General features: G+C 63.2%; 23 protein-coding genes. 8 read left to right on the forward strand and 15 right to left on the reverse strand.

Annotated features, from left to right (window positions below; all coding sequences use genetic code 11):
• Positions 1-7: 7 nt before the first annotated feature.
• From GCU68_RS19060 to GCU68_RS19070, 3 genes are all read right to left on the reverse strand, one after another.
• Positions 8-751, reverse strand: coding sequence for an SDR family NAD(P)-dependent oxidoreductase (locus GCU68_RS19060; RefSeq protein WP_152944224.1), 744 nt, complete (start codon positions 749-751; stop codon positions 8-10).
• Positions 752-894: 143 nt separating this feature from the next.
• A complete protein-coding gene (locus GCU68_RS19065; RefSeq protein WP_152944415.1) occupies positions 895-1,659 on the reverse strand; it encodes a CoA-transferase subunit beta in 765 nt (254 codons plus the stop codon).
• Between the two features lie 71 nt (positions 1,660-1,730).
• Positions 1,731-2,648 carry a CoA transferase subunit A gene (locus tag GCU68_RS19070; RefSeq protein WP_227015095.1) on the reverse strand — a complete coding sequence of 306 codons (918 nt, stop codon included), beginning with the start codon at positions 2,646-2,648 and terminating at the stop codon, positions 1,731-1,733.
• A 117-nt stretch (positions 2,649-2,765) separates the two neighbouring features.
• Here GCU68_RS19070 and GCU68_RS19075 point away from each other — a divergent pair, with 117 nt between their 5' ends.
• Positions 2,766-4,409, forward strand: a complete 1,644-nt coding sequence (locus GCU68_RS19075) for a thiamine pyrophosphate-binding protein (protein WP_152944225.1) — start codon at positions 2,766-2,768, stop codon at positions 4,407-4,409.
• A gap of 113 nt (positions 4,410-4,522) precedes the next feature.
• On the opposite strand, the gene GCU68_RS19080 is transcribed toward GCU68_RS19075, so the two are convergent.
• Positions 4,523-5,314 (reverse strand): HpcH/HpaI aldolase family protein, encoded by a 792-nt coding sequence (locus tag GCU68_RS19080; protein WP_152944226.1) that lies wholly within the window; start codon positions 5,312-5,314, stop codon positions 4,523-4,525.
• Positions 5,315-5,577: 263 nt separating this feature from the next.
• Between GCU68_RS19080 and GCU68_RS19085 the strand changes: the two genes are divergently transcribed.
• Together GCU68_RS19085 and GCU68_RS19090 are read left to right on the forward strand one after the other, a co-directional pair.
• A complete protein-coding gene (locus GCU68_RS19085) occupies positions 5,578-6,774 on the forward strand; it encodes a CaiB/BaiF CoA transferase family protein (protein ID WP_193565105.1) in 1,197 nt (398 codons plus the stop codon).
• Between the two features lie 88 nt (positions 6,775-6,862).
• The gene (locus GCU68_RS19090) at positions 6,863-7,999 is read left to right on the forward strand and encodes an acyl-CoA dehydrogenase family protein (RefSeq protein ID WP_152944227.1); all 1,137 of its coding nucleotides are present in this window, start codon (positions 6,863-6,865) and stop codon (positions 7,997-7,999) included.
• Positions 8,000-8,014: 15 nt separating this feature from the next.
• Here GCU68_RS19090 and GCU68_RS19095 read toward each other — a convergent pair whose 3' ends face one another.
• Both GCU68_RS19095 and GCU68_RS19100 read right to left on the reverse strand, forming a co-directional pair.
• The gene (locus tag GCU68_RS19095; protein ID WP_152944228.1) at positions 8,015-8,794 is read right to left on the reverse strand and encodes an enoyl-CoA hydratase/isomerase family protein; all 780 of its coding nucleotides are present in this window, start codon (positions 8,792-8,794) and stop codon (positions 8,015-8,017) included.
• A gap of 10 nt (positions 8,795-8,804) precedes the next feature.
• Positions 8,805-9,971 (reverse strand): enolase C-terminal domain-like protein, encoded by a 1,167-nt coding sequence (locus GCU68_RS19100; RefSeq protein ID WP_152944229.1) that lies wholly within the window; start codon positions 9,969-9,971, stop codon positions 8,805-8,807.
• A 140-nt stretch (positions 9,972-10,111) separates the two neighbouring features.
• On the opposite strand from GCU68_RS19100, the gene GCU68_RS19105 reads away from it, so the two are divergent.
• Positions 10,112-11,083, forward strand: coding sequence for an LLM class flavin-dependent oxidoreductase (locus GCU68_RS19105; RefSeq protein ID WP_152944230.1), 972 nt, complete (start codon positions 10,112-10,114; stop codon positions 11,081-11,083).
• 98 nt (positions 11,084-11,181) lie between these two features.
• Here GCU68_RS19105 and GCU68_RS19110 read toward each other — a convergent pair whose 3' ends face one another.
• The 3 genes from GCU68_RS19110 to GCU68_RS19120 all read right to left on the reverse strand — a co-directional run bounded on the left by GCU68_RS19110 (position 11,182) and on the right by GCU68_RS19120 (position 14,963).
• Positions 11,182-12,186 (reverse strand): ornithine cyclodeaminase family protein, encoded by a 1,005-nt coding sequence (locus GCU68_RS19110; RefSeq protein WP_152944231.1) that lies wholly within the window; start codon positions 12,184-12,186, stop codon positions 11,182-11,184.
• A 77-nt stretch (positions 12,187-12,263) separates the two neighbouring features.
• On the reverse strand, positions 12,264-13,496 hold the full coding sequence (locus tag GCU68_RS19115; RefSeq protein ID WP_152944232.1) for a mandelate racemase/muconate lactonizing enzyme family protein: 1,233 nt from the start codon (positions 13,494-13,496) through the stop codon (positions 12,264-12,266).
• Positions 13,497-13,559: 63 nt separating this feature from the next.
• The gene (locus GCU68_RS19120) at positions 13,560-14,963 is read right to left on the reverse strand and encodes an FAD-binding oxidoreductase (RefSeq protein WP_152944233.1); all 1,404 of its coding nucleotides are present in this window, start codon (positions 14,961-14,963) and stop codon (positions 13,560-13,562) included.
• Positions 14,964-15,078: 115 nt separating this feature from the next.
• On the opposite strand from GCU68_RS19120, the gene GCU68_RS19125 reads away from it, so the two are divergent.
• Positions 15,079-15,264, forward strand: a complete 186-nt coding sequence (locus GCU68_RS19125) for a hypothetical protein (protein ID WP_152944234.1) — start codon at positions 15,079-15,081, stop codon at positions 15,262-15,264.
• Between the two features lie 85 nt (positions 15,265-15,349).
• On the opposite strand, the gene GCU68_RS19130 is transcribed toward GCU68_RS19125, so the two are convergent.
• Positions 15,350-16,186: a BKACE family enzyme gene (locus GCU68_RS19130; RefSeq protein ID WP_152944235.1), complete on the reverse strand. Its 837-nt coding sequence runs from the start codon at positions 16,184-16,186 to the stop codon at positions 15,350-15,352.
• Positions 16,187-16,248: 62 nt separating this feature from the next.
• Between GCU68_RS19130 and GCU68_RS19135 the strand changes: the two genes are divergently transcribed.
• Both GCU68_RS19135 and GCU68_RS19140 read left to right on the forward strand, forming a co-directional pair.
• Positions 16,249-17,268, forward strand: a complete 1,020-nt coding sequence (locus GCU68_RS19135) for a 3-hydroxyacyl-CoA dehydrogenase family protein (RefSeq protein WP_227015097.1) — start codon at positions 16,249-16,251, stop codon at positions 17,266-17,268.
• 108 nt (positions 17,269-17,376) lie between these two features.
• Positions 17,377-17,811 (forward strand): universal stress protein, encoded by a 435-nt coding sequence (locus GCU68_RS19140; protein ID WP_152944236.1) that lies wholly within the window; start codon positions 17,377-17,379, stop codon positions 17,809-17,811.
• A 45-nt stretch (positions 17,812-17,856) separates the two neighbouring features.
• Here the strand turns inward: GCU68_RS19140 and ggt are convergent, their stop codons facing one another.
• From ggt to GCU68_RS19165, 5 genes are all read right to left on the reverse strand, one after another.
• The gene (ggt, locus tag GCU68_RS19145; protein ID WP_152944237.1) at positions 17,857-19,482 is read right to left on the reverse strand and encodes a gamma-glutamyltransferase; all 1,626 of its coding nucleotides are present in this window, start codon (positions 19,480-19,482) and stop codon (positions 17,857-17,859) included.
• Between the two features lie 149 nt (positions 19,483-19,631).
• Complete coding sequence (locus GCU68_RS19150) at positions 19,632-21,032, reverse strand: M20/M25/M40 family metallo-hydrolase (protein WP_152944238.1); 1,401 nt, start codon at positions 21,030-21,032, stop codon at positions 19,632-19,634.
• A 129-nt stretch (positions 21,033-21,161) separates the two neighbouring features.
• Entirely contained in the window at positions 21,162-22,328 is a 1,167-nt protein-coding gene (locus GCU68_RS19155) for an acyl-CoA dehydrogenase family protein (RefSeq protein WP_152944239.1), read from the reverse strand.
• Between the two features lie 115 nt (positions 22,329-22,443).
• Entirely contained in the window at positions 22,444-23,214 is a 771-nt protein-coding gene (locus GCU68_RS19160; RefSeq protein ID WP_152944240.1) for an IclR family transcriptional regulator, read from the reverse strand.
• A gap of 743 nt (positions 23,215-23,957) precedes the next feature.
• Complete coding sequence (locus GCU68_RS19165; protein WP_152944241.1) at positions 23,958-24,749, reverse strand: SDR family oxidoreductase; 792 nt, start codon at positions 24,747-24,749, stop codon at positions 23,958-23,960.
• A 116-nt stretch (positions 24,750-24,865) separates the two neighbouring features.
• On the opposite strand from GCU68_RS19165, the gene GCU68_RS19170 reads away from it, so the two are divergent.
• Positions 24,866-25,405 (forward strand): carboxymuconolactone decarboxylase family protein, encoded by a 540-nt coding sequence (locus GCU68_RS19170; protein ID WP_152944242.1) that lies wholly within the window; start codon positions 24,866-24,868, stop codon positions 25,403-25,405.
• Positions 25,406-25,413: the final 8 nt, after the last annotated feature.

Below are 25,413 nucleotides of genomic sequence, written 5' to 3' on the forward strand. Positions count from 1 at the left end.
GGACTGATTACTGCATTCGCTGGCCGCCGTTGACGTTCAGCGTTTCGCCGGTGACGAACGAGGCATCCCGAAGGTACGCGGCAGCCTGTCCGATGTCTTCGGGCTTCCCCAACCGTCCGACCGGAATCACCTCCTGCCGTTTTTGTTCCTTCTCTTCTTCCGAGGTCGTCGCGTCGGTCATGTCCGTCTCGATGTAGCCCGGCGCGATGGCGTTGACGCGGATCGTCGGCCCGAACTCGAGTGCGTGACTCTTCGTGAGGCCGATGATCCCGACCTTCGACGACGCGTAATGTGGTTCGTAATCCGCGCCGGCGTGGGCGAGCCGCGAGGAGAGGTTGATGACCGACGGGCATTCGGCGACGGTCGATTCCTCGAGGTGGGGGAGTGCGGCTTTCGTCACCGCGAACGTCCCGGCAACGTTGACGTTCATCACCCGCCTGAAATCGTCGGGTGAGAGGTCGGGCGTGTACCGGTGTTGGTTGATGCCGGCGTTGTTCACCACGTGGTCGAGCGAGCCGAACGCGTCGACGGTCGTCTCGACACACGCCTCGACCGCGTCGTCGTCGCCGATATCCGCCTGCACCGCGATCGCGGCCCCGTCGGTCTCGTCCTCGATCGAGTCGACGACCTCGAGCGCTGCCGCTTCGCTGCTCCGGTAGTTGACTGCGACGTCGTAGCCGTCCGCGGCGAAGCGACGGGCGATGGCGCGACCGATGCCTCGAGACGCTCCCGTGACTAGTGCTGTGGGCATACAGGGTGGTTCGCAGGAGTCTGCTAATACTTTTCCCCGATACGGACTGCTGTAGTCAGTTACAGCAGACCGTATGAAACGGGGGACTGGACGAACAGGGACAGCGGTGAGAGCGGTGTTCGGTGTTCGTCCGTGGGTTCGGATTATTCGCTTTGGCCCGTGTACTGTCCGTCGGGATCGAGATCTTCGCGAATGATTCGCAGTTCCTCGTCGGTGGGTTCGGGCGTCGTCTGCACGTCGTCGGCGAAGTCGATGTCCCAGCCGGTCTTCTCGCGGACCTCCTCGCGGGTCGTCCCCGGGTGGAGCGAGTCGACGTACATCTCGCCGTGTTCGTCGAACCGGCAGACGGCCAGATCGGTGATGATCGCCTCGGGGCCGCCCTCGAGGCCGAGTTCTTTCCGTCCTTCGCGACCGCCGACGAAGCCGGGGCTGGTAATGAAGTCGACCTCCTCGGGGAACCGGCGCTCGGAGTGAGGGGTGACGACCAGCGTTCGGTCGACGTGACACGCGATTTCACATGCGCCGCCGCTGCCCGGCAAGCGGACGATCGGATCGTCGTAGTCGCCGATCACCGTCGAGTTGATGTTGCCGTACTTGTCGATCTGTGCCCCGCCGAGGAAGCCGACGTCGAGGCGGTTGGCCTGCAGGTAGTAGTTGAAGCCGTTCGCCATCGGTTCGATCGAGAGCGCTCCGGATGCCAGCCCCGGATCGCCGATCGAAAGCGGGGGCGACTCCGGATTCGAGCCGATCGTCCCCGACTCGTACATCATTCGCAAACCGGGTGCGTGCGTCCGCTTCGCCACGTTACAGGCGAGATTCGGCATCCCGATGCCGACGAGGACCGAGTCGTCGTCGGTGAGTTCTCGTGCCGCCGTTACGACCATCAGTTCGTTGTTCGAGTAGGTCATCGTTCCGTCGGTGTCTGTCGCGTTCGTGCCATCGTTCGATTCGCTGTCAGCCCCCGCGTCCGAGTTTCCCGTCACGATCGGTACCTCCCCATGTCGACGGGCGTGGCGTAGGCGCTCTCTGGCTCGAGATCGAGCAACTGATCGACGCCGAGTTTGCGGACGTACTCGCGTCTGTCCGCGACGCTGTACACCCACTCGTCGAGCCACGCTTCGACGCGGTCGACATCGCTTGCGATGTCGGCCCACTCGATGTACGCCTCGTTGTCGCGGCCGTAGTAGCCCTGCGCGTAGGAGGGGTGAGAACCGTAGGAGTCTTCGACGACGTAGTCGACGTCGTCGCTCGTGATCATCGTCCGGTTCGGGTCGCTTCGGATCGTCTCCTCGGAACACAGCTCCTCGACCGTCAGGATCACCGTGTCAGCGGCGAGCGCGGCGATCTTCTGTTCGCCCTGAATGCCCCAGAGGTGGGCGTTGCCGTTCTCGTCGGCTCGCTGGGCACGGACGACGGTGACGTCCGGTTCGATCGGGGCGACTGCATAGACATAATCGTCGTCGAACGGGCTCTCGATCCGCGCGATGTTCTCGTTGTGCTCGGGCAGATCAGAACCGATGAACCCGCGCAGCGGTGCGAACGGCAGATTCGAGGCCCCCGCCTGGAGGGCTGCGATCATCCCGAAGTGGGTGTACTCCTCGAGTTCGATCTCGGTCGGCACTCCCTCTTCGGCGGCACGTCGAAACGCCGGCAAACTGCCGACGCCCGGGTTGCCGGCCCACGAGAAGGTCACCTTGCTCGCACAGCCGGCGGCAATCAATTGGTCGTAGATCAGGTCGGGCGTCGCCCTGACGAGGTCGAGGTCACGCAGTTCCTGTCTGATCATCTCGTGGCCCGCAGCGAACGGAATGAGGTGGGTAAACCCCGCGAGATACACTTTGTCGCCGTCAGAGACGCCGTTAGAGATGGCGTCCGTCATCGTCGTAACATTCGTCATAGCTGATTCGAACTGCGTGAAGTGTGGTTCAATACCATGATAAGGATTTCCATTGTCCGAGTCTGCGGGGATCGATTCGTCCTAAAGATTTACGCCGGATACGCATAGAGTATACCTATGAACGTCAACGAGGCGATTATTGACTGTCTGGTAGCTAACAGCATCGACACCCTGTTCGGGATTCCAGGGAAACAGTCGCTCCCGCTGAACGAGGCCATTAGCGAGCGTGACGACATCGAGTTCGTCATGGCACGCCACGAGACAGCCGTCTCGCATCAGGCGTGGGGGTACGCGGAAACGAGCGGGGAGATGGCCGCAACGGTCGTGATCCCCGGTCCGGGCGATATGAACGCGATGAACGGACTGAAGAACGCGCTGAACGACTGCACGCCGCTGCTCCACATCGCCGTCGAGACCGAACCCGAGATTCGCGGCGGCGACGGCATTCACGAGACGCCGCCGGACACCTACGACAACGTCGTCAAGGAGAACATCACCGTCGAGACGCCCCAGAGTACGGTCGCCGAACTCCAACGCGGAATCGACGCCGCATTGACGGCACCGATGGGTCCCGTCCGAATCGGCATTCCGAAGAACTTCCTCAAGATGGACACCGAGGTCGCCGAACCCGGGGAGGTCGAACGCCAGTCGTTCGGCGACGTGCCGGCAACAAAGGTCGATCGGGCGGCCGACCTGCTCGCGGACGCGTCCGCGCCGGTCATCATCGCCGGCGGCGGCATCCGTGCCTCCGGTGCGAGCGAGGAGCTAAAAACCGTCGCCGAGCGACTCGAGGCTCCGGTCGTCCTCACCTACAAGGGAAAAGCGGTGTTTCCCGATGATCACGACCTCGCCGGCGGCGTCCTCTGTGGCGGGACCGGCACGGCCCAGAAAGAACTCATCGCCGACTCCGACGCTGCCTTAGGCGTCGGCACCGACTTCGACGCAGTTACCATGCAGAACTGGTCGATCGACGTCCCAGACAACCTCGTTCACGTGACCCTCGATGCGGACGACATCGGAACGGGCTACGATCCGGAAGTCGGAATCGTCGCCGACGCCGCGGACACGCTCGAGGCCCTCGATGGAGCGCTCGCTGACCGCGAAATCGCCAGCGAGGGTGGGCCACAGCGGGCACGCAAGACGCGTGCGGCCATCGACGACCGCCTCACGGAACTGCGCGAGGTGACGGAGGCGCCCCTGACCTCGGTCAGCGCACTCGAGGCGATCCGCGAGGGAACGCCTCGAGATGCGATCGTCGCCGTCGACGCCGGCGGGTTCCGACTGTGGACGCTACTGACGTTCCCGACGTACGAGCCGCATGATTACGTCAATCCAGGCTCGTGGGCGACGATGGGGTCGGGACTGCCCTCGGCGATCGGGGCGAAGAAGGCGAACCCCGATCAAGACGTCGTGGCGCTTACCGGCGACGGCGGCCTGCTGATGTGCATTCACGAACTCCACACGCTCGCTGGCGAGAACATCGACGTGACGGTGATCGTATTGAACAACAGCGACTACGCGATCATCAGCGAGGAGGCGGGTCGAAGCTACCGGATGGAGCCGGGTGAGTACGGCTGGGACTCCGCGCCGGTATCGTACACGACGGTCGCCGACGGCCTCGGCATCGATACCATGCGCGCCGAAACGACCGATGACGTCACCGCCACTGTCGCCGAGGCCATCGAGAGTGACGGGCCGACACTCGTCGAAATCCCAACCGACCCCTACGAGCCACAGTCGAGCGTCCTGATGAACGAGTAACGACGGCCGATTTCCGACAATCCTGATTCGCCCTCTCCCGCTGCGTTCCGTTTTTTGTTTCGTTCGTTCGATCCAACTGTGTCCCACTCGAGCGTAGCGGCCGCGTTCAGTGTTCAGTCGCGATGAGCGGCGGTGCTTTCTGCGTACTGCTCGCGAATGCGCTCGCCGGTTTCGATGAGCGTCGTCATGTCCTTCCCGGCGAGCAGATAGTCAAAGCCGCGTTCGACCCGGTCGTCGATATCGTCGGCTCGAACGGTGAGCGTGCCGACGGGGATGTCGGCCTCGGCTCCAGCGTCGATGACGCGAGCCATCGCGTCCTCGAGTTCGGGGGCGTCCCACTCGGCAAAGACGCCGAGCGAAGCCGACAGGTCGGCGGGACCGACGAACAGCGAATCGATGCCGTCGACGGCCGCGATATCGGCGGCGTTCTCGACACCGGTCGGGGTCTCGATCTGTGCGATCACGATCACTGACCGATGGTCCTCCTCGACGTACTCGACGAACCGTTGGCCGTAGCCGGCCGCCCGTCCCGATGCCACGCCGCGGACGCCCTCGGGTGGGTAGCGAGTCGCCCGGATCAGTTCCCGTGCGTCCTCGGGCGTATCGACCATCGGAACGATGATCCCGTCGACGCCGATATCGAGAATCCGTTTGATCCGAACCGGATCGTTCCAGGCGGGCCGGACGATGACCCCGAGGTCGCCGGGGGCAGCCGCCGCTGCTCGAGTCAGGTCGGCGACGGTCTCGAGGCTCAGTTCGGTGTGTTCCGTATCGATGACGACGAACTCGAATCCGGCTCGAGCCGCAGCCTCGACGATCGCCGGGTGGCCGATCGATACCCACGTTCCGAGGGCGTCTCCAGCCGCAAACATAGCGGGAAATCCGTCGTCGGTGGAATACGTCATCGATTATCCCTCCGGCGAGGTCGGCGACTCGGTCGGGAACGGACGGCTTGGTGTGCTGTCGGTGTCTGTCGGGCTTGCGGGTATCCCCGCTCGTCGAACGACGTATACATCGTCTACACCTTCATTGCGAACAGCAAAAGCATGTGGGTCGACCACAATCATCACGAGCGTCCAGTGCAGTACACTGCCGAACGGCGACCCACCAAGACGGAGCCGTTCGGACCTGCCGAAATCATTATACCGCTCACCACAGAGCAATTGGCATGAAACCGTTAGACGATATCACGGTTGTCGATTTCACACAATCGGTCGCCGGGCCGGTTTGTACGCAACTGCTCGCCGAGATGGGTGCCACGGTGATCAAAATCGAACCGCCAGGCGGCGACAACTTCCGGAAGCTGATGGGCGGCGACATGTCCGTGCCGTTCAATCACGGCAAACTCAGTATCGCCGTCAACCTGAAGACGGACGCTGGGCTGGCGGTTGCTACTGAACTGGTCGACGAGGCCGACGTCGTCGTCGAGAGCTTTCGACCTGGCGTCCTAGAGAAGTTCGATCTCGAGTACGAGTCGGTCAAGACGCGAAACGAGGACGTGATCTACTGTTCGCTCTCCGGATTTGGCCGAACCGGCCCCTCTCGGTCGTATCCAGGTTACGATCCCTGTATTCAGGCGGTCTCCGGGCTGATGTCGATCACGGGGTATCGGGACCGACCGCCAGTGCGAATCCGTGCGAGCCTCATCGACTGCGGCACTGGCGCGAACGCAGCCGTCGCCATTCTGGCGGCGATTCGCCAGCGCGACCGGGCCGGCGAGGGCACGGCAATCGACATCTCGCTGTTCGACGTCGCTGTCGCCTGGATGTCTTACTGGATCACGAACTACGATCGGACCGGCAGCCTCCCCGAACGCGCCGGCAGCGAGGGGATCGGCAGCGCACCGAACGGCGTGTTCGAGGCGGGCGAGGGGTACACGTACGTCGCGACCCTCACCGAGACGATGTACGAACGCCTCTGTCACCTCCTCAAGCGGCCGGACCTCCTCGAGGACGAGCGCTTCGAGACGATCGACGACCGCGTCGAACACCGCGAAGCGCTGCGGGACGAACTTACCGCGGAGTTCGCACGATTCGAGTCGAAGGACCTCGAGCAGTACCTGCTCGACGCACAGATTCCGGCGGGAGCTATCCAAACGGTCGCGGATCTCGTCGAGGATGACCTACACGCTGCTGAACGCGGCTCGCTCGTCGAGTCGCGAAACCCCGAAACCGATGAGTCGGTGCTCGCGCCCGCCCTTCCGTTCCGGTTCAGTTCGGGGATTCACGACGGCACGTTCTCGTCGGATCCGCCCGCGGCCGGCGAACACACCGTCGACGTACTCGAGTCGTTGACGTACGACGAGGCCGAGATCGAGACGATGCTCGAGGACGGCGCGGTCTTTGCGGACGACTCGAGTTCGTAGCGTCGTTGGTGGGCAGTCTCGAACGAGCAGGTCGCTCACACGAGCGTTCTGCGTAGATTGATAACGATTGGCTCGGTACGTGGAACTGATGATCACGCTCAGTGATGAACAGGAGCTGCTCGTCTCGGCGGTAGAAGATCTCGCCGAGCGGGAGTTCACCGACCGCGCATTTAGCTGGAACGGCGACCCGCCGTGGGAGAACGTCGAACTGCTCGCCGAGCAGGGCTTTCTCGGAATCAACTTCCCCGAGGAGTACGGCGGCGGCGGCATGACCGAGTTCGACGCGATACTCACCATCGAGGCCGTCGGGCGCGTCTGTCCCGACACCGCGGAGTTTCTGTACAACCAGCAGCTGGTGGCCCCGCGAGCGATCGAGATGTTCGGAACCGACGAGGCGAAAGAACGCTACCTGCCGCCGGTGATCGCCGGCGAGGACAGCATTGCGATCGGCATCTCCGAACCCGAAGCCGGCTCCGACGTCGGTGCGATGCGGACGACAGTCGAGGAAGACGGCGACGACCTCGTCATCAACGGCGAGAAGACGTGGGTGAGCAACGTCGAACACTCGAGTGCGGTGCTCGTCTGGACGCAGTTCCCGGAGGGGCTCGGCTCCGTTATCGTCGATTTCGACGCCGACGGCGTGCAGATCGAGAACCACTACACCAACATGGCCGACCACCACCAGACGCACTTCGTCATGGAGGACGTTTCTGTGCCGGCCGAGAACGTCGTCACGCGCGGCTCCGAGGGGTTCAAAAACCAGCTCCGGGCGCTCAACTGGGAACGGCTGGGCAGTTCGACACTCGCGAACTCGATCGCCCGCTGTGCGCTCGATAAGGCCCTCGAGTACGCTCAACAACGCACACAGTTCGACCAGCCCATCGCCGACTTTCAGGGCATCGAGTGGAAACTCGCCGACCTCGTCACCGACCTCGAGGCCTCGCGGTCGCTCACCCATCGCGCGGCGATTCAGGCACACGAACGGGGTCGGATTCCGGACCGACTGGACGCCTCGATGGCGAAACTCTACTCGAGCGAGATGGTCGAGCGGGTCGTCAGCGAGGCCGTACAGATCCACGGCGCGAACGGCTACCAGCAAGGCCACCCACTCGAGTACCTCTACCGGCTGGCTCGAGGGCGTCGACTGGCCGCCGGAACGGACGAGATCCAGAAGAATCAGATCGCTGCCGTGCTCAAGCGAAACGGCTTGCCGGATCTCGCTTGAGCACCGAACCCGGATTCAGTACTCGCGGTCGAACGCAGGCGCTCGATTTTCGCTGAACGCCGCGATCGCTTCGTGGTGTTCGTCATCGTTTACGCACTCCCACTGGTACTCGATCGCTCGTTCGCAGTAGTCCTCGAACGACTGCTCGGAATCGACGAGGGCGTTGGTCCGCCGGACGGCGTGTGCGGGTAGGTCGAGCAACTCCGTCGCGAGCTCGAGTGCAGCGTCGTTCGGATCGCTCGCCAGTTCGACTGCGAGGCCGAGGTCGACGGCGTCCTCGGGTGTGATATCTCGTCCGGTGAGGAGGTACTCTTTGGCCTTCGACTCGCCGATGAGCCGAGGGAGCAACCACGCGCCGCCGTCGCCGGGGATCAAGCCGACGCGAACGAACCCCTCGCGGAAGAGCGCGTCGGGGCCGACGACCCGGAGATCACACGCGAGCGCGAAATCACAGCCGGCACCGATCGCCGGGCCGCCAACCGCCGCGATGGAGGGCGTTTCCATCGCCAGAAGTTGGCGAACGACGTTCTGGACGCTCCAGAGGTAGCCCGCGTACTCCTCTCTGGACAGCTCTTCGTGCCAGTCGGCCATTTCGGTGACGTCGGCTCCTGCACAGAAGCCGCCGTCGGCCCCCGTCAGGACGACCACGTAAACGCTGTCGTCCGCGTTCGCCGTCCGGAGTGCGTCGTTGAGTTCGGCGATCGTCCGCTCGCGAAACGCGTTCAGCACGTCAGGTCTGTCGATCGTGATCGTCGCAATTCCTTCCGTCGCCTCGTATTGAATATCGTCGTACATCGTCCTGCGCTCACTCGTAGGTCCGGCGACCGATTTCGCGCTCGAGGATCTCGTCCCAGTCGTACTCGACGCCGAGGCCCGGCCCGTCCGGAACCTGCACGTGGCCGTTCTCGTCGACCGTGTCGAGCATATCCGAGTAGTCGTCGGCATACACCGGCGGCTGCGTGTTCGGGCAGATCGGGTGGACGAGCGCGACTTCGTAGTAGTTGCTGTTTCGCGTCGCCGCCAGACACTGTCGCTGGGCGGGCCCCGGCGCGTGGTACTCGACGTCGAGGCCGAACCCTTCCGCGACGTGGGCGATCTTCATCGCCCCGGTGATGCCGCCGTCGTACTCCGGGTCGGCGCGGACGAAGTCCGTCGCCTCCGCCGCGACGAAATCCGCGTGGGGCTCGAGGCCACGGACGTGTTCGGTCTGCAACAGCGGCGTCTCGAGCATCTCCCGAAGCTTTCGGTGGGCGTGATGTGAGACGCCGCCGTCGCGGTAGGGGTCTTCGTACCAGAGGAAGCCGGCGTCGTCACACGCCCGCCCGATCTCGAGTGCGTCGGCGAACGTCGCCGGATTGCAGGCCGGATCGATCATCAGGTCCATCTCGTCGCCGACGCGGCGGCCGACTTCGCGGACGGTTTCGGCCGACTCGGTCGCATCGGTCCAGTCGCCGCCCCAGTCGTGGATTTTGAAGCCCGGATACCCCAACTCGAGACACTCCTCGGCGAAGTCGGCGAACGCCTCGGGGGAATCCAGCCCGCCGTTTCTGTCGCCCTGATAGGTCGAGGCGTACGCCGGGAACGAGGTCCGGTACGTGCCGATGAGTTCGTGGATCGGCGCGTCATAGTACTTCCCCGCGAAATCCCACAGCGCGATGTCGAGCGGGCCCATGCCCATCCAGTCGTACTTTCTGAGCGCGCGCTTGAACGCGCTCCAGTGGCGCTCGCGCTCGAGCGGATTCTTTCCGATCAGGTAGTCGGCGACCATGTTGATTTGAGCCGCCGCCGGGGAGTTGCCGCCGACGTACTCGCCCGTGATCCCCTCGTCGGTGTGGATCCGGAGCGCGAACAGTTTCCGCTGGGTCGTGGTACCCGGTTCGTAGACGATGCTGAATCCGTTCGGCGCGTAGCCGACGTCCGGCAGGTCGTAGCCGAATTCGACGGATTCGATCTTCGTGATAGTCGGTGCCATCTACCTGTTCATCGAGTACTGTTACCAAATCGCTTTCCCTCGGAACGCTGGCCGCGATCAGTCACCGAGCGAATGACTCGAGACCGCCACGAGCGCGCTCGCAGGACAACAGTTACGGTGTCGCCGCCGAACTGAGTGGTATGGTCTCGCACGGATACGTCCTGCCGACCCGCGGAATCGTTCTCTCGGCCGACGACGCACTCGAGCAAGCCGCACGCGTCGAATCGGAAGTCATCGCCCTCGCACAGCAAGCCGAAGCGCTCGGATTCGATGCAGTCTGGGCGGGTGACAGTGTCCTCGCGAAGCCGCGCCTCGAGCCCCTCACGCTCTTGAGTGCGATCGCGGGCGCGACGGACGCCGTGACGCTCGGTACAGCGGTGTATCTGCCACCGCTTCGCCATCCGGTCCACGTCGCCCACCAAACGGCGACGGTCGACCTCGTCAGCGGCGGCCGACTCGCACTCGGCGTGGGCGTGGGTGTCGGCCCGGGTGCCGAAGCCGAACACGAACAGCTCGACGTCCCGTACAACCGACGCGGAGCGATGCTCGACGAGGGTCTCGAGATCCTGACCGGGCTCTGGGGCGATGACCCGGTCACGTTTGACGGCGAGTTCTTCGAGTTGACCGAGGCCGATATCGGTCTTCGCCCCTGTAGCCCGCCACCGATCTACGTCGCCTCCGCGACGTTCGACCCGCGCGATGGCTTCCCGCGACCGATCCGCGAGCGAATCAAAGCTCACGGCGGTGGCTGGCTCCCGATCGGAATGACGACCGAGATGTACGCAGCCGGCCTCGAGCGCGCCCGCGACCTCGTCGACAACGCCGGCCGAAACCCGGCCGCGTTCGAGGCCGCCTACTACCAGGACGTCGTCATCGCGGACACCGAAGCGGCCGCCATCGAACAAGCGCGGGACTTCCTCGAGCGATACTATCCGTCGTGGGGGCCACTGAGCGACGACGATATTCGAAAGCGTGGCGCGTTCGGCCCGCCGGACGTCGTCGAAGACCACCTCGAGCGATACGCGGATGCCGGCGTCGAACAGTTCGTCACGCGATTTACGGCTGCGGATCAGCGCGGCCAACTCCGCCGGTTCGCGGATATCGTCGACTGACCGCTGGCGATAGGACCGTTTCGTAATCCGTGTTCACGCTGCCCTCGCTGCCCACTCCGGCGTTTCCGTGAAAAGTTCTGGTATGGCTGTCAGGCTCGTTACGGGAGCCGACCCGTCAGCGCCTCGCTCGCCGGGGCGAACGCGATCGTCGAGCCGAGGTCGTCCTCGAGCGCCCGCTCGTAGAGCATGTGCGCTGCGGCGGCCGTCTCGATTCCCGTCCCGCCGCTGTCGAACACCGTGATTTCGTCGTCACTCGTGCGTCCGGGGACGGTTCCGGCGACGACCTCGCCCAGATCGCCGTGGATGTGGTCTTCCGTGACGACTCCCTCCTCGAGCGCCGCGAGGAACGCCCCGGCGTCGAACGTCGCACGCTCCCGCAAGTCTGGCACGTAAGTTGCCTGTTCGATCGTCGCCGTGTCGATCTCGCGGCTCCCCTCCTGATACTGACCCATTGCCGTCACGTGCGTTCCGGGTTCGAGGTCGTCGCCGTCGAAAACTGGCTCGCTCGACTTCGTCGCCGTAATAACGACGTCCGCACCCTCGAGTGCAGCCGCGCTCGCATCGACGGCGTGGACATCGGCCTCGAGTTGCTCGTCGAACTCGCTCGCGAACGTCTCTCGGTTTTCGGGGGTCGGTGAGAAAACTCGAATCTCCTCGAAGTCGCGGACGGTCACGGTCGTGTTGACCTGCCCACGAGCCTGCGAGCCGCTGCCGATGACGGCGAGCGTCGTCGCACCGTCGCGTGCGAGTTCGTCGACGGCGACGGCTCCGGCGGCTCCGGTCTTGAACGGATTCATGCTCGCGCCGTCGAGGACGGCGAGCGGTTCGCCGCTCTCGGCGTCGAACAGCGGCGTGATGAACCAAGCGTTGCCCGCCCCGAAGCCGGAGGTGTACATGTACCCGCCAACTACGCCCGTTTCCGGAAGCAAGGCGGCGTAGCTCGTGAACATTCCGTCGGGATCGGCGCGGAAGAACTTCTGGCGTGGGTAGGCTGGCGCACCCTCGCCGACCTGTCGGTAGCCGTTCCTGACGGCGTCGACGTACTCGGCTGGCGTGGCAAGACCGTCGATTTCGTCGCTGGTGAGAAACAGTGTGTCTGTCATACTCAGACACTCACACTCGAGGTAGAAAAAGACCGCTGATACGAGTCGGTCGACGCGGCGACGGCGACCGGTTCCGACTACGTTTTGCGGTGTTCCTCGACGACGTCCCAGTCCAGTTCGATCCCCAGTCCCGGTTTGTCCGGTACCGTAATCGTCCCGTCCTGAATCAGCGGTTCGTCCGCGTCGACGAGGTCGTCCCACCACGGCACGTCTCGTGCGTGGAACTCGAGGGCAAGGAAGTTCGGCACTGTCGCACCGACGTGGACGCCGGCCATCGTTGCGACCGGACTCCCGATGTTGTGCGGCGCGAGCGTCATGTAGTACGTGTCGGCGAGTTCGCCGATCTTTTTCGTCTCCGCGATGCCGCCGGTTTTCGGGATATCCGGCGCGACGAACGACACTGCTTGCTGTTCGACGAGGTCACGGAAGCCGTGTCGCCCGTACCGGTTCTCGCCGGTGAGCAGCGCCTGATCGACGCTGTGGTTCAACTGGGCCATCGCGTCCGCGTTCTCCGGCGGCAGCGGGTCCTCGATCCACGCGAGGTCGTAGGGCTCGAGGGCCGCACACAGCTTCTCGGCTGCCTCGACGCTGAAGTTCCAATGGAGGTCGACCGCGACTTCGGCCTCGTCGCCGACTTCTTCCGTGACGGCCTCGACGAGCGCCCGCTTGTGATCGATCTCCGGCCCGTCGAAGTGGCGGGCGAGCGTGTCGATCTCGCGTCCGGAGGGGACGTCGAGGTCGAATTTGATGATCTCGAAGCCGTCGTCGACCGCTGCCCGTGCAGCCTGTGCGTACGCTGCCGACTCGTACGCCTCCGTCGGCTGTTCGTGTAACGCCGCTTCGACCATTCCTTCGCCCGCGTGGCAGTCGGCATACATCCGTACCTCGTCACGCATTTTGCCACCGAGAAGCTGGTAGACCGGTTGCTCGAGGATCTTGCCGGCGGCGTCCCACAGCGCGAGTTCGACGCCGCTGATCGCAATGGTGCCGATCCCTTGCTGTGAGCCGCGACCGGAGAGACTCTCACGCATGAGATGATAGAGGCGCTCGACGTCGAGCGGATTCTCGTCGCGCAAGACCGGCTGAAGGTAGTCGGTGATCACCTCGTGGACACCGGGCGAGGGATAAGCTTCGCCGATTCCCGTGACACCGACATCGGTTTCAATCGTGACGATCGTCCACGGGAAGTTGCCGTCGACGACGATTGTCGATACGTCGGTGATGGCGGGTGTCTCCGTGGTCCGTTCGGGCGTGCGATCGAGGTCGGGCCACATGGTCGTGGCCAACCGGGCTGCAAAATCTGCGTACATGTTACCGTGGCACATTTCTCGAGCGGGAGCATTAATCTGCCGGCGTCGACGACGCGGCGCAGCCTATCGGTCAGTTTGCTCCGGAAGCACCTTTCCGGGATTCAGAATACCGTTCGGATCGAGCGTTGCCTTGATCGAGCGCATCAACTCGAGTGCGACGCCGTGTTCGGCCGCCATGAACTTCCGTTTCCCCAGCCCGATGCCGTGTTCGCCGGTCGCGCTTCCGCCCAACTCGAGTGCTTTCGTGACGACGCGTTCGTTCAGGTCGTGCGCTCTGTCGACCATCTCCTCGTCGTCGGGATCGACCAGCGGGGTGAAATGGAGGTTGCCGTCGCCGGCGTGGCCGACACAGGAGACGACAAGATCCAGGTCGTCGCCCGCGTCGGAGACCTCCTGGACGATCTCGGGGTAGCGCGAAATCGGGACGACCACGTCGCCGACGAGCGCGACCTCCCACTCCTCGCGGTAGGACTGTGTCGCCCAGTACTTGTCGCGACGGGCCTGCCAGATGTCGTCGATATCGTCCTCGCCCGCTGCCGTCCAGGACGTCATGCCGTGATCCTCGCAGATCAGCTTCGTGAACTCGAGGTCCTCCTCGATGCCGTCGTTGTTCGCGTGGAGTTCGATGAGCAGCGTCGGCCGTTCTTCGAACTCGAGGTCGTCGTGGTAGGCGTTGAACATCTTCATCGACATCGTGTCCATGAACTCGATCGCACCGGGGACGAGTGCCGAGCCGATGGCGTCAGAGACGGCGCTCGAGGCGGCGGTCCGCGACGGAAAGGTCACGAGCGCGGCTCGCCGGTGCTCCGGAATGCCAACCAGCCCGACGGTTACCTCGGTCACGACACCCAGCGTCCCCTCGCTGCCGATGATGAGATCTTTCAGGCTGTAGCCCGCCGACGTCTTCACCACGTCGCGACCACACTCGACGATCCGACCGTCGGCGGTGACGACCTCGAGTCTTCGAACGTGATTTCGCGTCTCGCCGTACCGAACGGCGTTGAACCCGCTCGCGTTCGTCGCGACCATGCCGCCGATCGTCGCGACGTCGCCGCTCGAGATCCCCGGGGCGAAACGCAGGCCGTACTGGGCGAGGTGCTCGTTCAGATCGTCGTAGACGACGCCCGCCCCGACTGTCGCGTGCAGGTCGTCCGGCGAGACGTCGATTCTTGTCATCTCGGCGGTCGTAAGGACGATGCCGCCCGCCGACGGGATGGCGTTGCCCTCGAGTCCGGAGCCGCCCGACCACGGCGTGATCGGGATTCCTCGATCGTTCGCTTCCGAGAGGACCGCTGCGACCTCCTCGGCCGACGCCGGCCAGACGACCGCGTCGGGCGTTCGGCCGTCGTGCGGGCTCGCGTCGACGGCGTACTGTTCGCGGACGCTTTCGGTGAACTCGACGCGCCCGTCATCGATCACGTCCTTGAGAAACGCACAGTCGTACTCGGCGTCTGCATGAGCTTCCATTGGATTGGTATGACACGGCAAGGGTCGTATACTCTCCGGTTGGAACGGGGTGGTCGACGGTTCCTCGAGCGGCCCGACCCAAACGTATTCATGGGTCTCGTTCGATATGTGTGATATGACGTGTCCACACCTCTCATACCGTCGGACAGACGGCGAGCTGGAGTTCGATACCGAGCGCGCGTACTGTACGGTCATCGACGAGTTCGTCTCGCCGATGCGCGCCGACGTCTGTAACGACCGCCACGAACTCGATCACGAACGGGACTGCGAGCACTACCGCGAGGCGGCCGGCCTCGAGTAACGCCGATCTGCGTTCGTCCGATTATCCACGTTTACCGACCGTGACGCCGTTCAATCCCGCTACTGGCCAGTCCTGCTCGAGTGCACTACAATCCGAGGAGGTCTCGCGCATCGTCCGGCGTCGCGAGGTCGCGCTCGAGTTCGTCGGCGATTCGGACCGCCCGTTCGACCAGTTGGGCGTTGCTCTCGACGGGTTCGCCGCGTCGGTAGTACAGGTTATCTTCCATGCCCACACGGATGTGTCCGCCCATGACGATCCCCATCGTCGTGAGTGGCAGCTGGTGTGGCCCGATCGCGAGCACGTTGAAAATCGAGTTCTCGGGGAGGTTGTTGACCATATTCACCATGTTCTCCGGCGTCGGCGGCGTGAGCGTCCCGGGGCCGAAAATGAGGTTGATGTAATACGGCTCCTCGAGCAGGCCCTTGTCGATGAGCCGGTAGACCTCGTTCAGGTGGCCGTTGTTGAACACTTCCATCTCGGGTTTGATTCCCTTCTCTTGCATCTCCGCCGCGAGCGAATCGATCATGTGGCGCGTGTTCTCGGAGGTGATGTGCTGGTAGCGGTTCATCGGCCCCATGTCGAGCGATGCCATCTCTGGAAGCGGATCAGTTCGGATGCCTTTCACCCGTTCTTCGAGTGGCAGTCCAGTTCCCCCGGTCGTGTTCTGGATGATGATGTCGTCACAGCGCTCGCGAACTCGGTCGTTGATCTCCTGTAGTTGGTCACCGTCTCGCTCGCCCCGTTCGTCGCGACCGTGGAGGTGGACGATCGCCGCGCCCAACTGTTCACACTCCCGCGCTGCGGTCGCGATCTCCTCGGGCGACTCCGGCAGATTCGGGTTGGCTTCTTTCCCCTGCACGCCGCCGGTGGTCGGCACCGTCAGCAGCAGCTTTCCGCCCTCGAGATAGTTCTGGTAACTCATCTACACACAGCAAGACAGTCAATGACAAAAACGTTATTGGAACGGACGGCAACTGTTCACGAGTGACAGACAACGAAGTCGAAGACACCGCTCGCTCGAACGGGGCGCGCTCGATGCCGTCGGCCACCAGCGTAGCCACGATCGGTGCCGGGACGATGGGCCACGGTATCGCCTTCGCGGCCGCTGCTGGCGGCTGTCCGGTATCACTGTTCGACGTCGATGACGCGTCGCTCGAGGAGGCTCGAGCGAAGATACGGGCCACCGCGGCGGCCGTCGCGGACAGTGGTGCGTACGAGTTCGAGACCGTCTCGGAACTCACCGACCGAATCGAGTACGTGACCGCGCTCGAGGACGCCGTCGACGGTGCCGACCTCGTCATCGAAGCCGTGCCCGAGGATAGAGAGATCAAGCTGGCCACGTTCGAACGGATCGACCGGCACGTCGACGACGACACCGTCGTAGCGACGAACACCTCGTCGCTCCCGCTTGATGACCTCGTCGAGCCGATCACCGCACCGGAGCGATTCTGTGGCATGCACTGGTTCCACCCTCCCCACATCGTCCCCGTCGTCGAGGTCGTCTACGGCGACGCGACGACAGCTGACACGATCGACACCGCGTCCCAGTTCCTTCGCGAGATCGGCAAAGATCCCGTCGTCGTCGAACGGGACGTTCCGGGCTTCATCGCGAACCGAATTCAGTCCGCGATGGCGCGGGAAGCGTGGGCGCTCCTCGAGGCGGGCGTCGCCAGTCCGGCGGATATCGACCGGGCGATCAAGGGAACGTTTGGCTTCCGGCTCCCACTGCTCGGTGCGTTCGAGAAGGGCGACCACTCCGGGCTCGACATCCATCACACTGTCCTCGAGGAACTCCTGCCGGAGATCGACCGCAGCACGTCACCACCGCCGGTCCTCTCGGACCTTGTCGAAGAAGGCCGATACGGTGCGAAGACGGGCCGCGGCGTCTACGATTGGCGCGACGCCGACCTCGAGCGGATCTCCGAAGAGCGCGACCGACTGCTGCTCGAGCAACTCGAGGTGTATCGGGCGGCTCGAGGGCCACCGTCGACGGATCGGGCGTAATCGATTCGGGTCCGTGATGCCAGTCGGCTCGCCGAACGGAGACGACAGCAGACGAGCGTCCCTGTGAACGTGATTTATTATGCCTGCAGTGAGAGTAGCAAACGAGGCATGTACCACATCGTCATTCCCATCGACACCAGCACCGAACGCGGCGTCAAAGCGACCCAGCACGTCGTCGATCTGCTCGAGGACGGCCCGTTCGGTGACCCCGAGTCGATCACCGTTACGCTCCTGAACGTCTTCGAGAAGTTCAAAGCGATCGACGACGGCGGCAATGTCAAATCGGACGATCTCTACGACGAGGACTCGTTCCCGGAGGCCGTCACCAGCGCCCGCGAACTGCTTGATGGAACTGGCGTCGAGTACGACCTCGAGCGCCGGCACGGCGACTCCGTCGACGAGATCGTCGATTTCGCCGACGAAGTCGATGCGGATCTCATCGTCATGGCGCCCCGAAAGCGCAGCTCTGTCGGCAAGGTCGTCTTCGGCAGCGTCGCACAGAACGTCCTGATCAACACGGAGCGACCGACGCTGATCGTGTAGCCGTCGGGGACCCGATCACGTCCCCGCGTCGCGTTCGGCCGCAGGTTAGAACCCGATCGCGGAGCCGTCTTTTCGCGGATCGCTGCCGCCGGAGAGCACTCCATTCTCGTTGCGGGCGATCTGTCCGCCGCCGAAGTGTGCGGGCGGCATGACGCGGACTTCGTGGCCGCGACGGGCGAGTTTCGTTTGCACACGTCCCTCGAGTCGGCCTTCGACGGCGAGTTGGCCATCGACCTGATATCGCCAGCGTGGGTAATCGATCGCCTCCTGGACCGACATCCCATCGTCGAGCAGGTTCATCAGCACCTGGAGATGGCCCTGTGGCTGGTTGTAGCCGGCCATCACGCCGAAGGCGGCCCAGTCGTCTTCTCCGAGCCGTGCGAGACCGGGAATCAGCGTGTGGAACGGCCGTTTCCCCGGTTCGATCCGGTTTGGATGGTCGGGATCGAGCGAGAACGAACTCCCCCGGTTCTGGAGTGCAATGCCGGTGTCGCCGGCGACGATGCCGCTGCCGAAGTCCTTGAACCGCGAGTTGATGAACGAGACGACGTTGCCCGCGTCGTCCGCGACCGTCAACAGAACGGTGTCCGCGTCCTCTGCGCGGTCGTTTTCGAACCCGATCTGGACGTCGTCGGAGGCTTCGTCGCCGATTTCCGCCGCCCGCTCGGCCGCGTATGCCTTCGACGCGAGATCCGGTGCGTCCTCGAATTCCGGGTCCGTGATGTAGTGGTGGCCGTCGGCCATCGCGCGCTTCATCGCTTCGGCGGCGAGATGGATGCGCTCGGGTGAACCGGCCGGATATTCGTTCGCCCCGAGCGCTTCGACGATGTTGAGCGCCTCGAGGGCGATCAGGCCCTGATTGTTCGGCGGCAGCTGGTAGATTTCCGCGCCGCCGTAGGTCGTACTGACCGGCTCGACGAACTCCGGTTCGAACGATGCCAGATCGTCGGCGGACAACAGTCCACCACGGGACTGGATCGTGTCGACGATCTCGTCGGCGATCGCGCCCTCGTAGACGATATCTGCGCCTTCCTCGGCGATTCGGCGCATAGAGTCGCCCAGCTCAGGCAGCGTGACGTGGTCGCCCACTGCCGGCGGCTGGCCGTCGAAGAGGTACGCGGCTCGAGACTGCTCACCGTCGAGCACCGAGGCCGCCTCCGCCCACTGATCGGCGATGATCTCCGAGACCGGGAACCCCTCGAGTGCGTACTCGATCGCCGGCTCGAGCACCGTCGCCAGCTCCAACTTGCCGAGGTCCTCGACGGTTCGTTCCCAGCCACGAGCCGTTCCGGGAACGGTTACAGTATGTGGGCCATAGACGGGTATCTCGGCTTCCTCAGGAGCCACGCCGTCCTCCGCGGCGATCGTCTCGCGCATCCGCTCGAGCGTCGCCTCGCCCGGCGCACCGCCACAGCTGCGGAACGCGCCGACATCGCCATCGGCCGTCCGGTAGAGCGCGAAGAGGTCCCCGCCAAGGCCCGTGCTCGTCGGTTCGACGACGTTGAGAACCGCCGCCGTCGCGACGGCCGCGTCGAACGCGTTGCCGCCGTCTCGCAAGACGCTGATACCCGCTTCGGACGCCAGCGGCTGGCTGGTCGCGACGACACCTCGAGGCGCGTACACCGTCGAGCGACGCGACGTAAACTGGTCTAGGTCTGGACTGCGATCCATACGCGGTCATCTGCGAGCACCGATAAAAACATTGGTATTGATAGTCATACACAGTGGCCTGTCCATCGGATCGTCACGGGCCACACAGCGTATGGCATCCCGCTATGTCCGGCAGTTCCACTCGCATTCGTCACGTGCGTGTCGGGCAGTTACGCGTCGATGGTGGCGAGTTCCGTGAGTAGCGCTGCCGTCGTTCGACATCCTGCCCGGAAACACGAGAGCGCGATGTTCTCGTCCGGGGCGTGGTTGTTCTCGTCTTCGTTCGCGTAGGGGATCACGAGACACGGCACGTCGAGTGCGTCTGCAAAGACGTAGGTCGGAACGGAGCCACCGAGCGATGGCTTCAGGATCGGTTCGGTTTCCCACCCGCTGCGAACCGCGCGCATTGCCGGTTCGACAACGGGGCTGTCCGCGGACGTTCGCTGGGGGGCCATCGACGCCACGCGAGTGAGTTCAATGTCTATTCCCGCCGGGACCCGTTCTCGAGCGTGTGCTTGGAGGGCGTCGAAGACGGTTGAAGGATCTTGATCTGCAACCAGTCGAAAGTCGATTTTGGCGCTGGCACGCGACGGAAGAACCGTTTTCATCCCCGCTCCCTGGTACCCAGCATCGAGCCCGGCGACGTTCAGATTCGGACGAGTGAGAAGGCGTTCGACGTACCCCTCGTCGGGGTCCATCTCGAGCGCCGAGAGACCGAGGTCCGTTTCGATTTCCGACTCGTCGACCGCAATCGACGCCAGCACGTCACGGTCGGCATCGGACAGCGGCCGAACGTCGTCGTAGAACCCATCCAGCGTAATCTGCCCGTCGTCCCGGAGCGAGGCGATTACATCGACGATCGCGGTCGCAGGGTTTGGGACCGGTCCGCCGAAGTTGCCTGAGTGGAGGTCTCGGTTCGCGCCGCTCGCGTCGATATCGACGAACAACAGGCCGCGGGAGCCGAGCAACACGTGCGGTCGTCCTGACGAATCGATCGGACCATCGGCGACGATCGCCACGTCGGCCTCAAGGTCGGCCTGCTGATTGCGGACGAGGTGCTCGAGGTGTTCGCTCCCGCTTTCTTCTTCGCCTTCGATCAACAGGACGACGTCGACTGGCAATCCGGTCGTTTCGCGCAGCGCCTCAACGGCACAGAGATGGGCGAACCACTGGCCTTTGTTGTCGCCCGCACCGCGAGCGTACAGCCGCGCCTGCCCGTCCGGTCCCGCTCGGATCGTCGGCTCGAACGGCGGCGACGCCCACGCAGATGGCGAGGCGGGTTGGACGTCGTAGTGGCCGTACAATAGCACCGTCGGCACGTCGCCATTGTCGCTTCTCTCGGCGGCCCTGTCGTCGGCTGACGCATGGGCGATCACCGCCGGCTGGCCCGGTGTCTCGACGAGCTCCGCGTCATCGAAGCCGTACTCGAGACACAGCTGACGGACCAGTTGGGCACAGTCGTCGATCCCCTCGCCTGTCGCACTGATCGACGGCTGGGCAAGCAGGGTCTGTAGATCCTCGAGTGCACACTCTTCGCGTTCTGCGAGCACGTCTACGGGTGTTTTCGTCATCGAACGACCTCCGCGGTTCGTGGTACTGATTCACGCGACATTAGCTGGCGTTTCTCTCCCGTGGTAGAAAGGGTTGTGGTCGCATGCAGCTGGCACACGTGGCGAAATCTGCGCCGTTCGCTGGCAGCGTTACTGTTCGTAGGCTGGAATGCCGGTCAGATCATGGCCCAGCACGAGCGTGTGGATGTCGTGGGTCCCCTCGTACGTGTAGACCGTCTCGAGGTTGGCCATGTGGCGCATCGGCGAGTAGTCGGTCGTGATGCCGTTGCCGCCGAGCATCTCGCGGGCGACGCGGGACTGATCACGGGCCATGCGGACGTTGTTTCGCTTGGCCATCGAGATGTGTTGTGGGCGGAGGTCGCCGCGCTCTTTGAGGTCAGCGATACGGTAAGCGAGCAACTGGGCGAGGGTAATCTGGGTCGCCATCTCCGCGAGTTTCTCTTGTTGGAGCTGGAAGCGCCCGATCGGGCCGCCGAACTGCTCGCGGTCTTTCGCGTACTGGCGAGCCTCTTCGAAGCAGTCTCGAGCGGCACCGACGGCACCCCACGCGATGCCGTAGCGCGCCTGCGTGAGACACGACAGCGGGCCTTTCATGCCCGAGACGTTCGGAAGCACGTTTTCCTCGGGGACGGAGACGTCGTTGAGACCGATTTCGCCCGTGATCGACGCCCGGAGCGACAGTTTCTCCGTAATCTTGTTCGTCGAGACGCCGTCGCGATCGGTCTCGACGAGGAAGCCCCGAACCGGGTCGTCCTCGCTCGAGCGGTCACGCGCCCAGACGATTGCAACGTCGGCGATGGGTGAGTTCGTGATCCACGTCTTCGAGCCGTTGAGGACGTAGCCGTCGCCGTCACGTTCGGCGTACGTTTCCATTCCCGACGGGTTCGAGCCGTGTTCGGGCTCCGTGAGGCCGAAACAGCCCACGGCCTCTCCCTGACCGAGCTTCGGCAGCCACTCCTCCTTCTGTGTTTCCGAGCCGTAGGCGTGGATCGGATACATGACGAGCGCCCCCTGCACTGAGGCCATCGACCGCAGCCCCGAGTCACACGCCTCGAGTTCCTGCATCAGCAGGCCGTAAGCCGTTTCGGAGACGTTCGGCGAGCCGTAGCCCTCGAGGTTCGGCGCGTAAAAGCCCAGTTCACCCATCTCCGAAATGAGTTCGGTCGGGAACGTCCCGTTCTCGAAGTGCTCGCCGATCTCGGGTCGAACCCGTTCGTCGACGAACTCGCGAGCTGTGTCCCGAATCAACTGTTCTTCTTGCGTCAGATCGTCCTCCAGGCTAACGAAGTCGAGCATTACAAGAGCGTACTGAGGGGAGCGATATAGTCCTTTGTCTCGGACGATCGGTAGCAATGTGTCTACGGTGCGGGTTCAGGAATCGAACACTGTTCGAGGCCGTCGAACGGAGCAGTCACTGATATGTGAGCTTGAGTTCGATCTCGTTGACTGCGCCCAACAACAGATTCGGAATCTCCTCGCGGTAGTACGAGCCGGTGAACCGTTTGGCCGGTCCCGCGACCGAGACGGCGCCGTGGACGCCGTCTTCGAGGACGATTGCCGTTCCCACGGCACGGATCTGTTTGTGCGATTCGCGGTCGTTGAACGAGATGCCCTCCTCACGGATTGTCTCGAGTTCCTGTTTGAGGTCGTCTCGAGCGGTGATCGTGTGATCGGACGCGGCTGCGAGTTCTTGGCGGTCGAGGATGTCATCCAGTTCGTCCTCGGGTAACTGTGCGAGAATCGCCTTCCCTGCGGAGAGCATATGCAGCGGCCGTCGTTTGCCGACCCAAGAGTCGGTCGGGACGCCACGATTACCGAAGAGCCGGTCGACGTAGACGGCCATGTCGTTCTCTCGTGTGACGAGGTTAACCGTCTCTCCGGTATCGTTGACCAGCTGTTCTAACACCGGTTTCGATGCGGTGAGCAGCCCATCGTAGTATCGTTTCGCCTGCGTTCCCGTATCCATGAACCGCAATCCGAGCCGATAGCCGTTTTCTTCCTCAACGACGTATCCGTGATCCTGCAGCGTCGAGAGATGCTCAGAGGCGGTACTGTTCGCGATGCCGACTTCGTCGGCGATGTCGGATAACCGGGCGCACTCGTGTTCGGCGAGCGTTTCGACGATGGCGAAAGTCGTCTCAGTCGCCTTAATGCGTCGCCCGTTACCGCTTCTGTATGTCATAATCAATAATTCGAGCAGTGGTTATATATACTCTTTGGTAACCGAGCCAACGATAATCTGGTGATTTCTCGTCCCTCCACCACTGAAACGAGTAATAGCAATATTTGCCCCACTGAGCTCTGTTGTCGATTTCGGTAATACCAAAATGTCCTTCGTGATAATTCCGGATAGATACACATGGTCGACACGACCGATCGCACCGCTCGAGTGACTAACCACGGACTGACCACAGCGGAGTAGCCACGGGCGACCGTCTGTCGAATATTACGTCTCCCGCGGCTGTAGTACTGTTCCCCGCGCAGTATGTGAGATAATCCCGTGATTCTGAGTGCTTCCGAATCTTACACCCATACTGTTGTAAAAACCACCCAACAGTAACTGCCAGCTGCATTATTTACATTCGGATGTTCGTCATCACCTCGTCCGCTAATCGTCTCGAGTATAGTTACAACCATACAGATGTAAAAATACGTGATACACCGCTCTCGTTTGCAGTCTCCGCTTCTGATCACTGCTGTAGCGGCAGAACCGACATTTCGGTATTACCGAAATCAAGCACAGGAATAATAATGTTGAACTACGATCTGTCGCGCCTCGCAGCGTCGTCACTGTCGTCGCCCCTTCAAAAAATCTATAATTCTTGGAATCGGTCTACTGGATCCGTGTGCTCTCCGTGACGAACGCCACTGCGGGTTTCGTTGAAACGTCTCAGCCAGTACCGACCACTACCACATCGACCGGCATCACAGGTTCGATGACCCCACGCCGCCGTCGATCGGAACCGCGACACCGTTGATAAATCCCGAGCACGGTGACGAGAGGAACGCGACGGTGTTCCCCAACCCCATCGGATCGCCGATCCGGCCCACTGGAACGTTCGAGCCACGTGCCTCGAGTCCCGCCTCGTAGGAATCGTACTCGCCACGCTCGACCGACTGTTCGACGAGATCACGGATTCGGTCGGTCTCGTGAGGGCCGGGAAGCACGGCGTTGGCCCGGATTTCGGGCGCAAACTCCGTCGAGAGCGTTTTCTCGAGGCCGATGACACCCATTCGGACCGAATTCGAGAGCACGAGGCTGTCGATCGCCTCTTTGACGCTTCTCGAAGTGATAGTGACGATTGTTCCACCGTCGCCGTCTCGAAGGTGCGGTTCAGCCTCCCGCGCGAGGCGAACGACGCTCATCACGAGCAGGTCGTACGCCTGATACCAGTCGTCGTCGTCGGTCTCGAGAAACGGGCCGGATGGCGGCCCGCCTGCACTCGTTACCAGATGGTCGAGGCCGCCGAACTCGTCGACGGTCGTCTGGACGAGCTGGCGGATGTCGGCCTTGGCCGTCAGGTCGCCCGGCTGTGCCACGACCTCGCCGGAGCCGGCTGTCTCGATCTCTGCTTTGGCTGCCTCGAGTCGCGACTCGTCTCGGCCGTTGATGACGACGTTGACGCCCTCGCGGACGAGTGCCGTCGCCGATGCCTTGCCCAGCCCGCTGGAGGACGCTGTGACGAGTGCCGTGTTACCACGTAGCTGTAAATCCATCACGATATACTCCAAGAGTAGCGATAAAAAGATTGCTGTCGCGACAGTCAGGCTATCGCTGGGTGAAACCGACACAAAGCAGTGGTATTCAATAGTACTGCCCCTGACAACTCGCTATGGCGCGCGTTCCACTGCAACGGCAGGCCGACCTCCCGGACGACTATCAACATCTGTTAAGCGAGGACGCAATGGGCGAACTGCACCTCCTCTGTGCGATGGCGAACAACCCGGACATCCTCCAGTCATACATGCGCTACGGCACGACGCTGTGGACGGAGGGTGGACTCGAGCCGGCTGATCTCGAGCGCTGTATTCTTACCGTTGCACGGGCGCTGGATGCGCCGTACGAGTGGCACCAGCACGTTCCGATTGCCCGTGACGCCGGCGTGTCGGACGACGAACTGCGTGCCATCGCAGAGGGTGACTTCGAGCCGTTCGACGATCGCCAGCAGGCACTGCTCCGATACGTCGACGCGGTCGTGCGGGGCGACGTTGACGACGACCGATTCGAGCGGCTCTCCCAGTACCTCCCCCCGGAGACGATCGTCGGCGTCACCTTGCTGGCGACGCACTATCTCGCGACCGCCCGATTTCTGGATGCGCTCGATATTGCGCCCGAGGAGCCGTTCATCGGCTGGGAACTCGAGGGCGAGTAACCACACGA

Origin of the sequence: Natronorubrum aibiense, assembly GCF_009392895.1 — an archaeon.
In the GTDB taxonomy this organism is placed as follows: Archaea; Halobacteriota; Halobacteria; order Halobacteriales; family Natrialbaceae; genus Natronorubrum; species Natronorubrum aibiense.

Coding starts and splice junctions, on each gene's coding strand:
- GCU68_RS19125 (WP_152944234.1), top strand. CDS start 15,079: ATGACGTGTCCACACCTCTCATACCGTCGGACAGACGGCGAGCTGGAG.
- GCU68_RS19065 (WP_152944415.1), bottom strand. CDS start 1,659: ATGACCTACTCGAACAACGAACTGATGGTCGTAACGGCGGCACGAGAA.
- GCU68_RS19070 (WP_227015095.1), bottom strand. CDS start 2,648: ATGACGAATGTTACGACGATGACGGACGCCATCTCTAACGGCGTCTCT.
- GCU68_RS19165 (WP_152944241.1), bottom strand. CDS start 24,749: ATGGATTTACAGCTACGTGGTAACACGGCACTCGTCACAGCGTCCTCC.
- GCU68_RS19150 (WP_152944238.1), bottom strand. CDS start 21,032: ATGACGAAAACACCCGTAGACGTGCTCGCAGAACGCGAAGAGTGTGCA.
- GCU68_RS19080 (WP_152944226.1), bottom strand. CDS start 5,314: ATGACGTATTCCACCGACGACGGATTTCCCGCTATGTTTGCGGCTGGA.
- GCU68_RS19060 (WP_152944224.1), bottom strand. CDS start 751: ATGCCCACAGCACTAGTCACGGGAGCGTCTCGAGGCATCGGTCGCGCC.
- GCU68_RS19090 (WP_152944227.1), top strand. CDS start 6,863: ATGATCACGCTCAGTGATGAACAGGAGCTGCTCGTCTCGGCGGTAGAA.
- GCU68_RS19110 (WP_152944231.1), bottom strand. CDS start 12,186: ATGACAGACACACTGTTTCTCACCAGCGACGAAATCGACGGTCTTGCC.
- GCU68_RS19105 (WP_152944230.1), top strand. CDS start 10,112: ATGGTCTCGCACGGATACGTCCTGCCGACCCGCGGAATCGTTCTCTCG.
- GCU68_RS19095 (WP_152944228.1), bottom strand. CDS start 8,794: ATGTACGACGATATTCAATACGAGGCGACGGAAGGAATTGCGACGATC.
- GCU68_RS19120 (WP_152944233.1), bottom strand. CDS start 14,963: ATGGAAGCTCATGCAGACGCCGAGTACGACTGTGCGTTTCTCAAGGAC.
- GCU68_RS19140 (WP_152944236.1), top strand. CDS start 17,377: ATGTACCACATCGTCATTCCCATCGACACCAGCACCGAACGCGGCGTC.
- GCU68_RS19155 (WP_152944239.1), bottom strand. CDS start 22,328: ATGCTCGACTTCGTTAGCCTGGAGGACGATCTGACGCAAGAAGAACAG.
- GCU68_RS19160 (WP_152944240.1), bottom strand. CDS start 23,214: ATGACATACAGAAGCGGTAACGGGCGACGCATTAAGGCGACTGAGACG.
- GCU68_RS19100 (WP_152944229.1), bottom strand. CDS start 9,971: ATGGCACCGACTATCACGAAGATCGAATCCGTCGAATTCGGCTACGAC.
- GCU68_RS19075 (WP_152944225.1), top strand. CDS start 2,766: ATGAACGTCAACGAGGCGATTATTGACTGTCTGGTAGCTAACAGCATC.
- GCU68_RS19170 (WP_152944242.1), top strand. CDS start 24,866: ATGGCGCGCGTTCCACTGCAACGGCAGGCCGACCTCCCGGACGACTAT.
- GCU68_RS19130 (WP_152944235.1), bottom strand. CDS start 16,186: ATGAGTTACCAGAACTATCTCGAGGGCGGAAAGCTGCTGCTGACGGTG.
- GCU68_RS19115 (WP_152944232.1), bottom strand. CDS start 13,496: ATGTACGCAGATTTTGCAGCCCGGTTGGCCACGACCATGTGGCCCGAC.
- GCU68_RS19085 (WP_193565105.1), top strand. CDS start 5,578: ATGAAACCGTTAGACGATATCACGGTTGTCGATTTCACACAATCGGTC.
- ggt (WP_152944237.1), bottom strand. CDS start 19,482: ATGGATCGCAGTCCAGACCTAGACCAGTTTACGTCGCGTCGCTCGACG.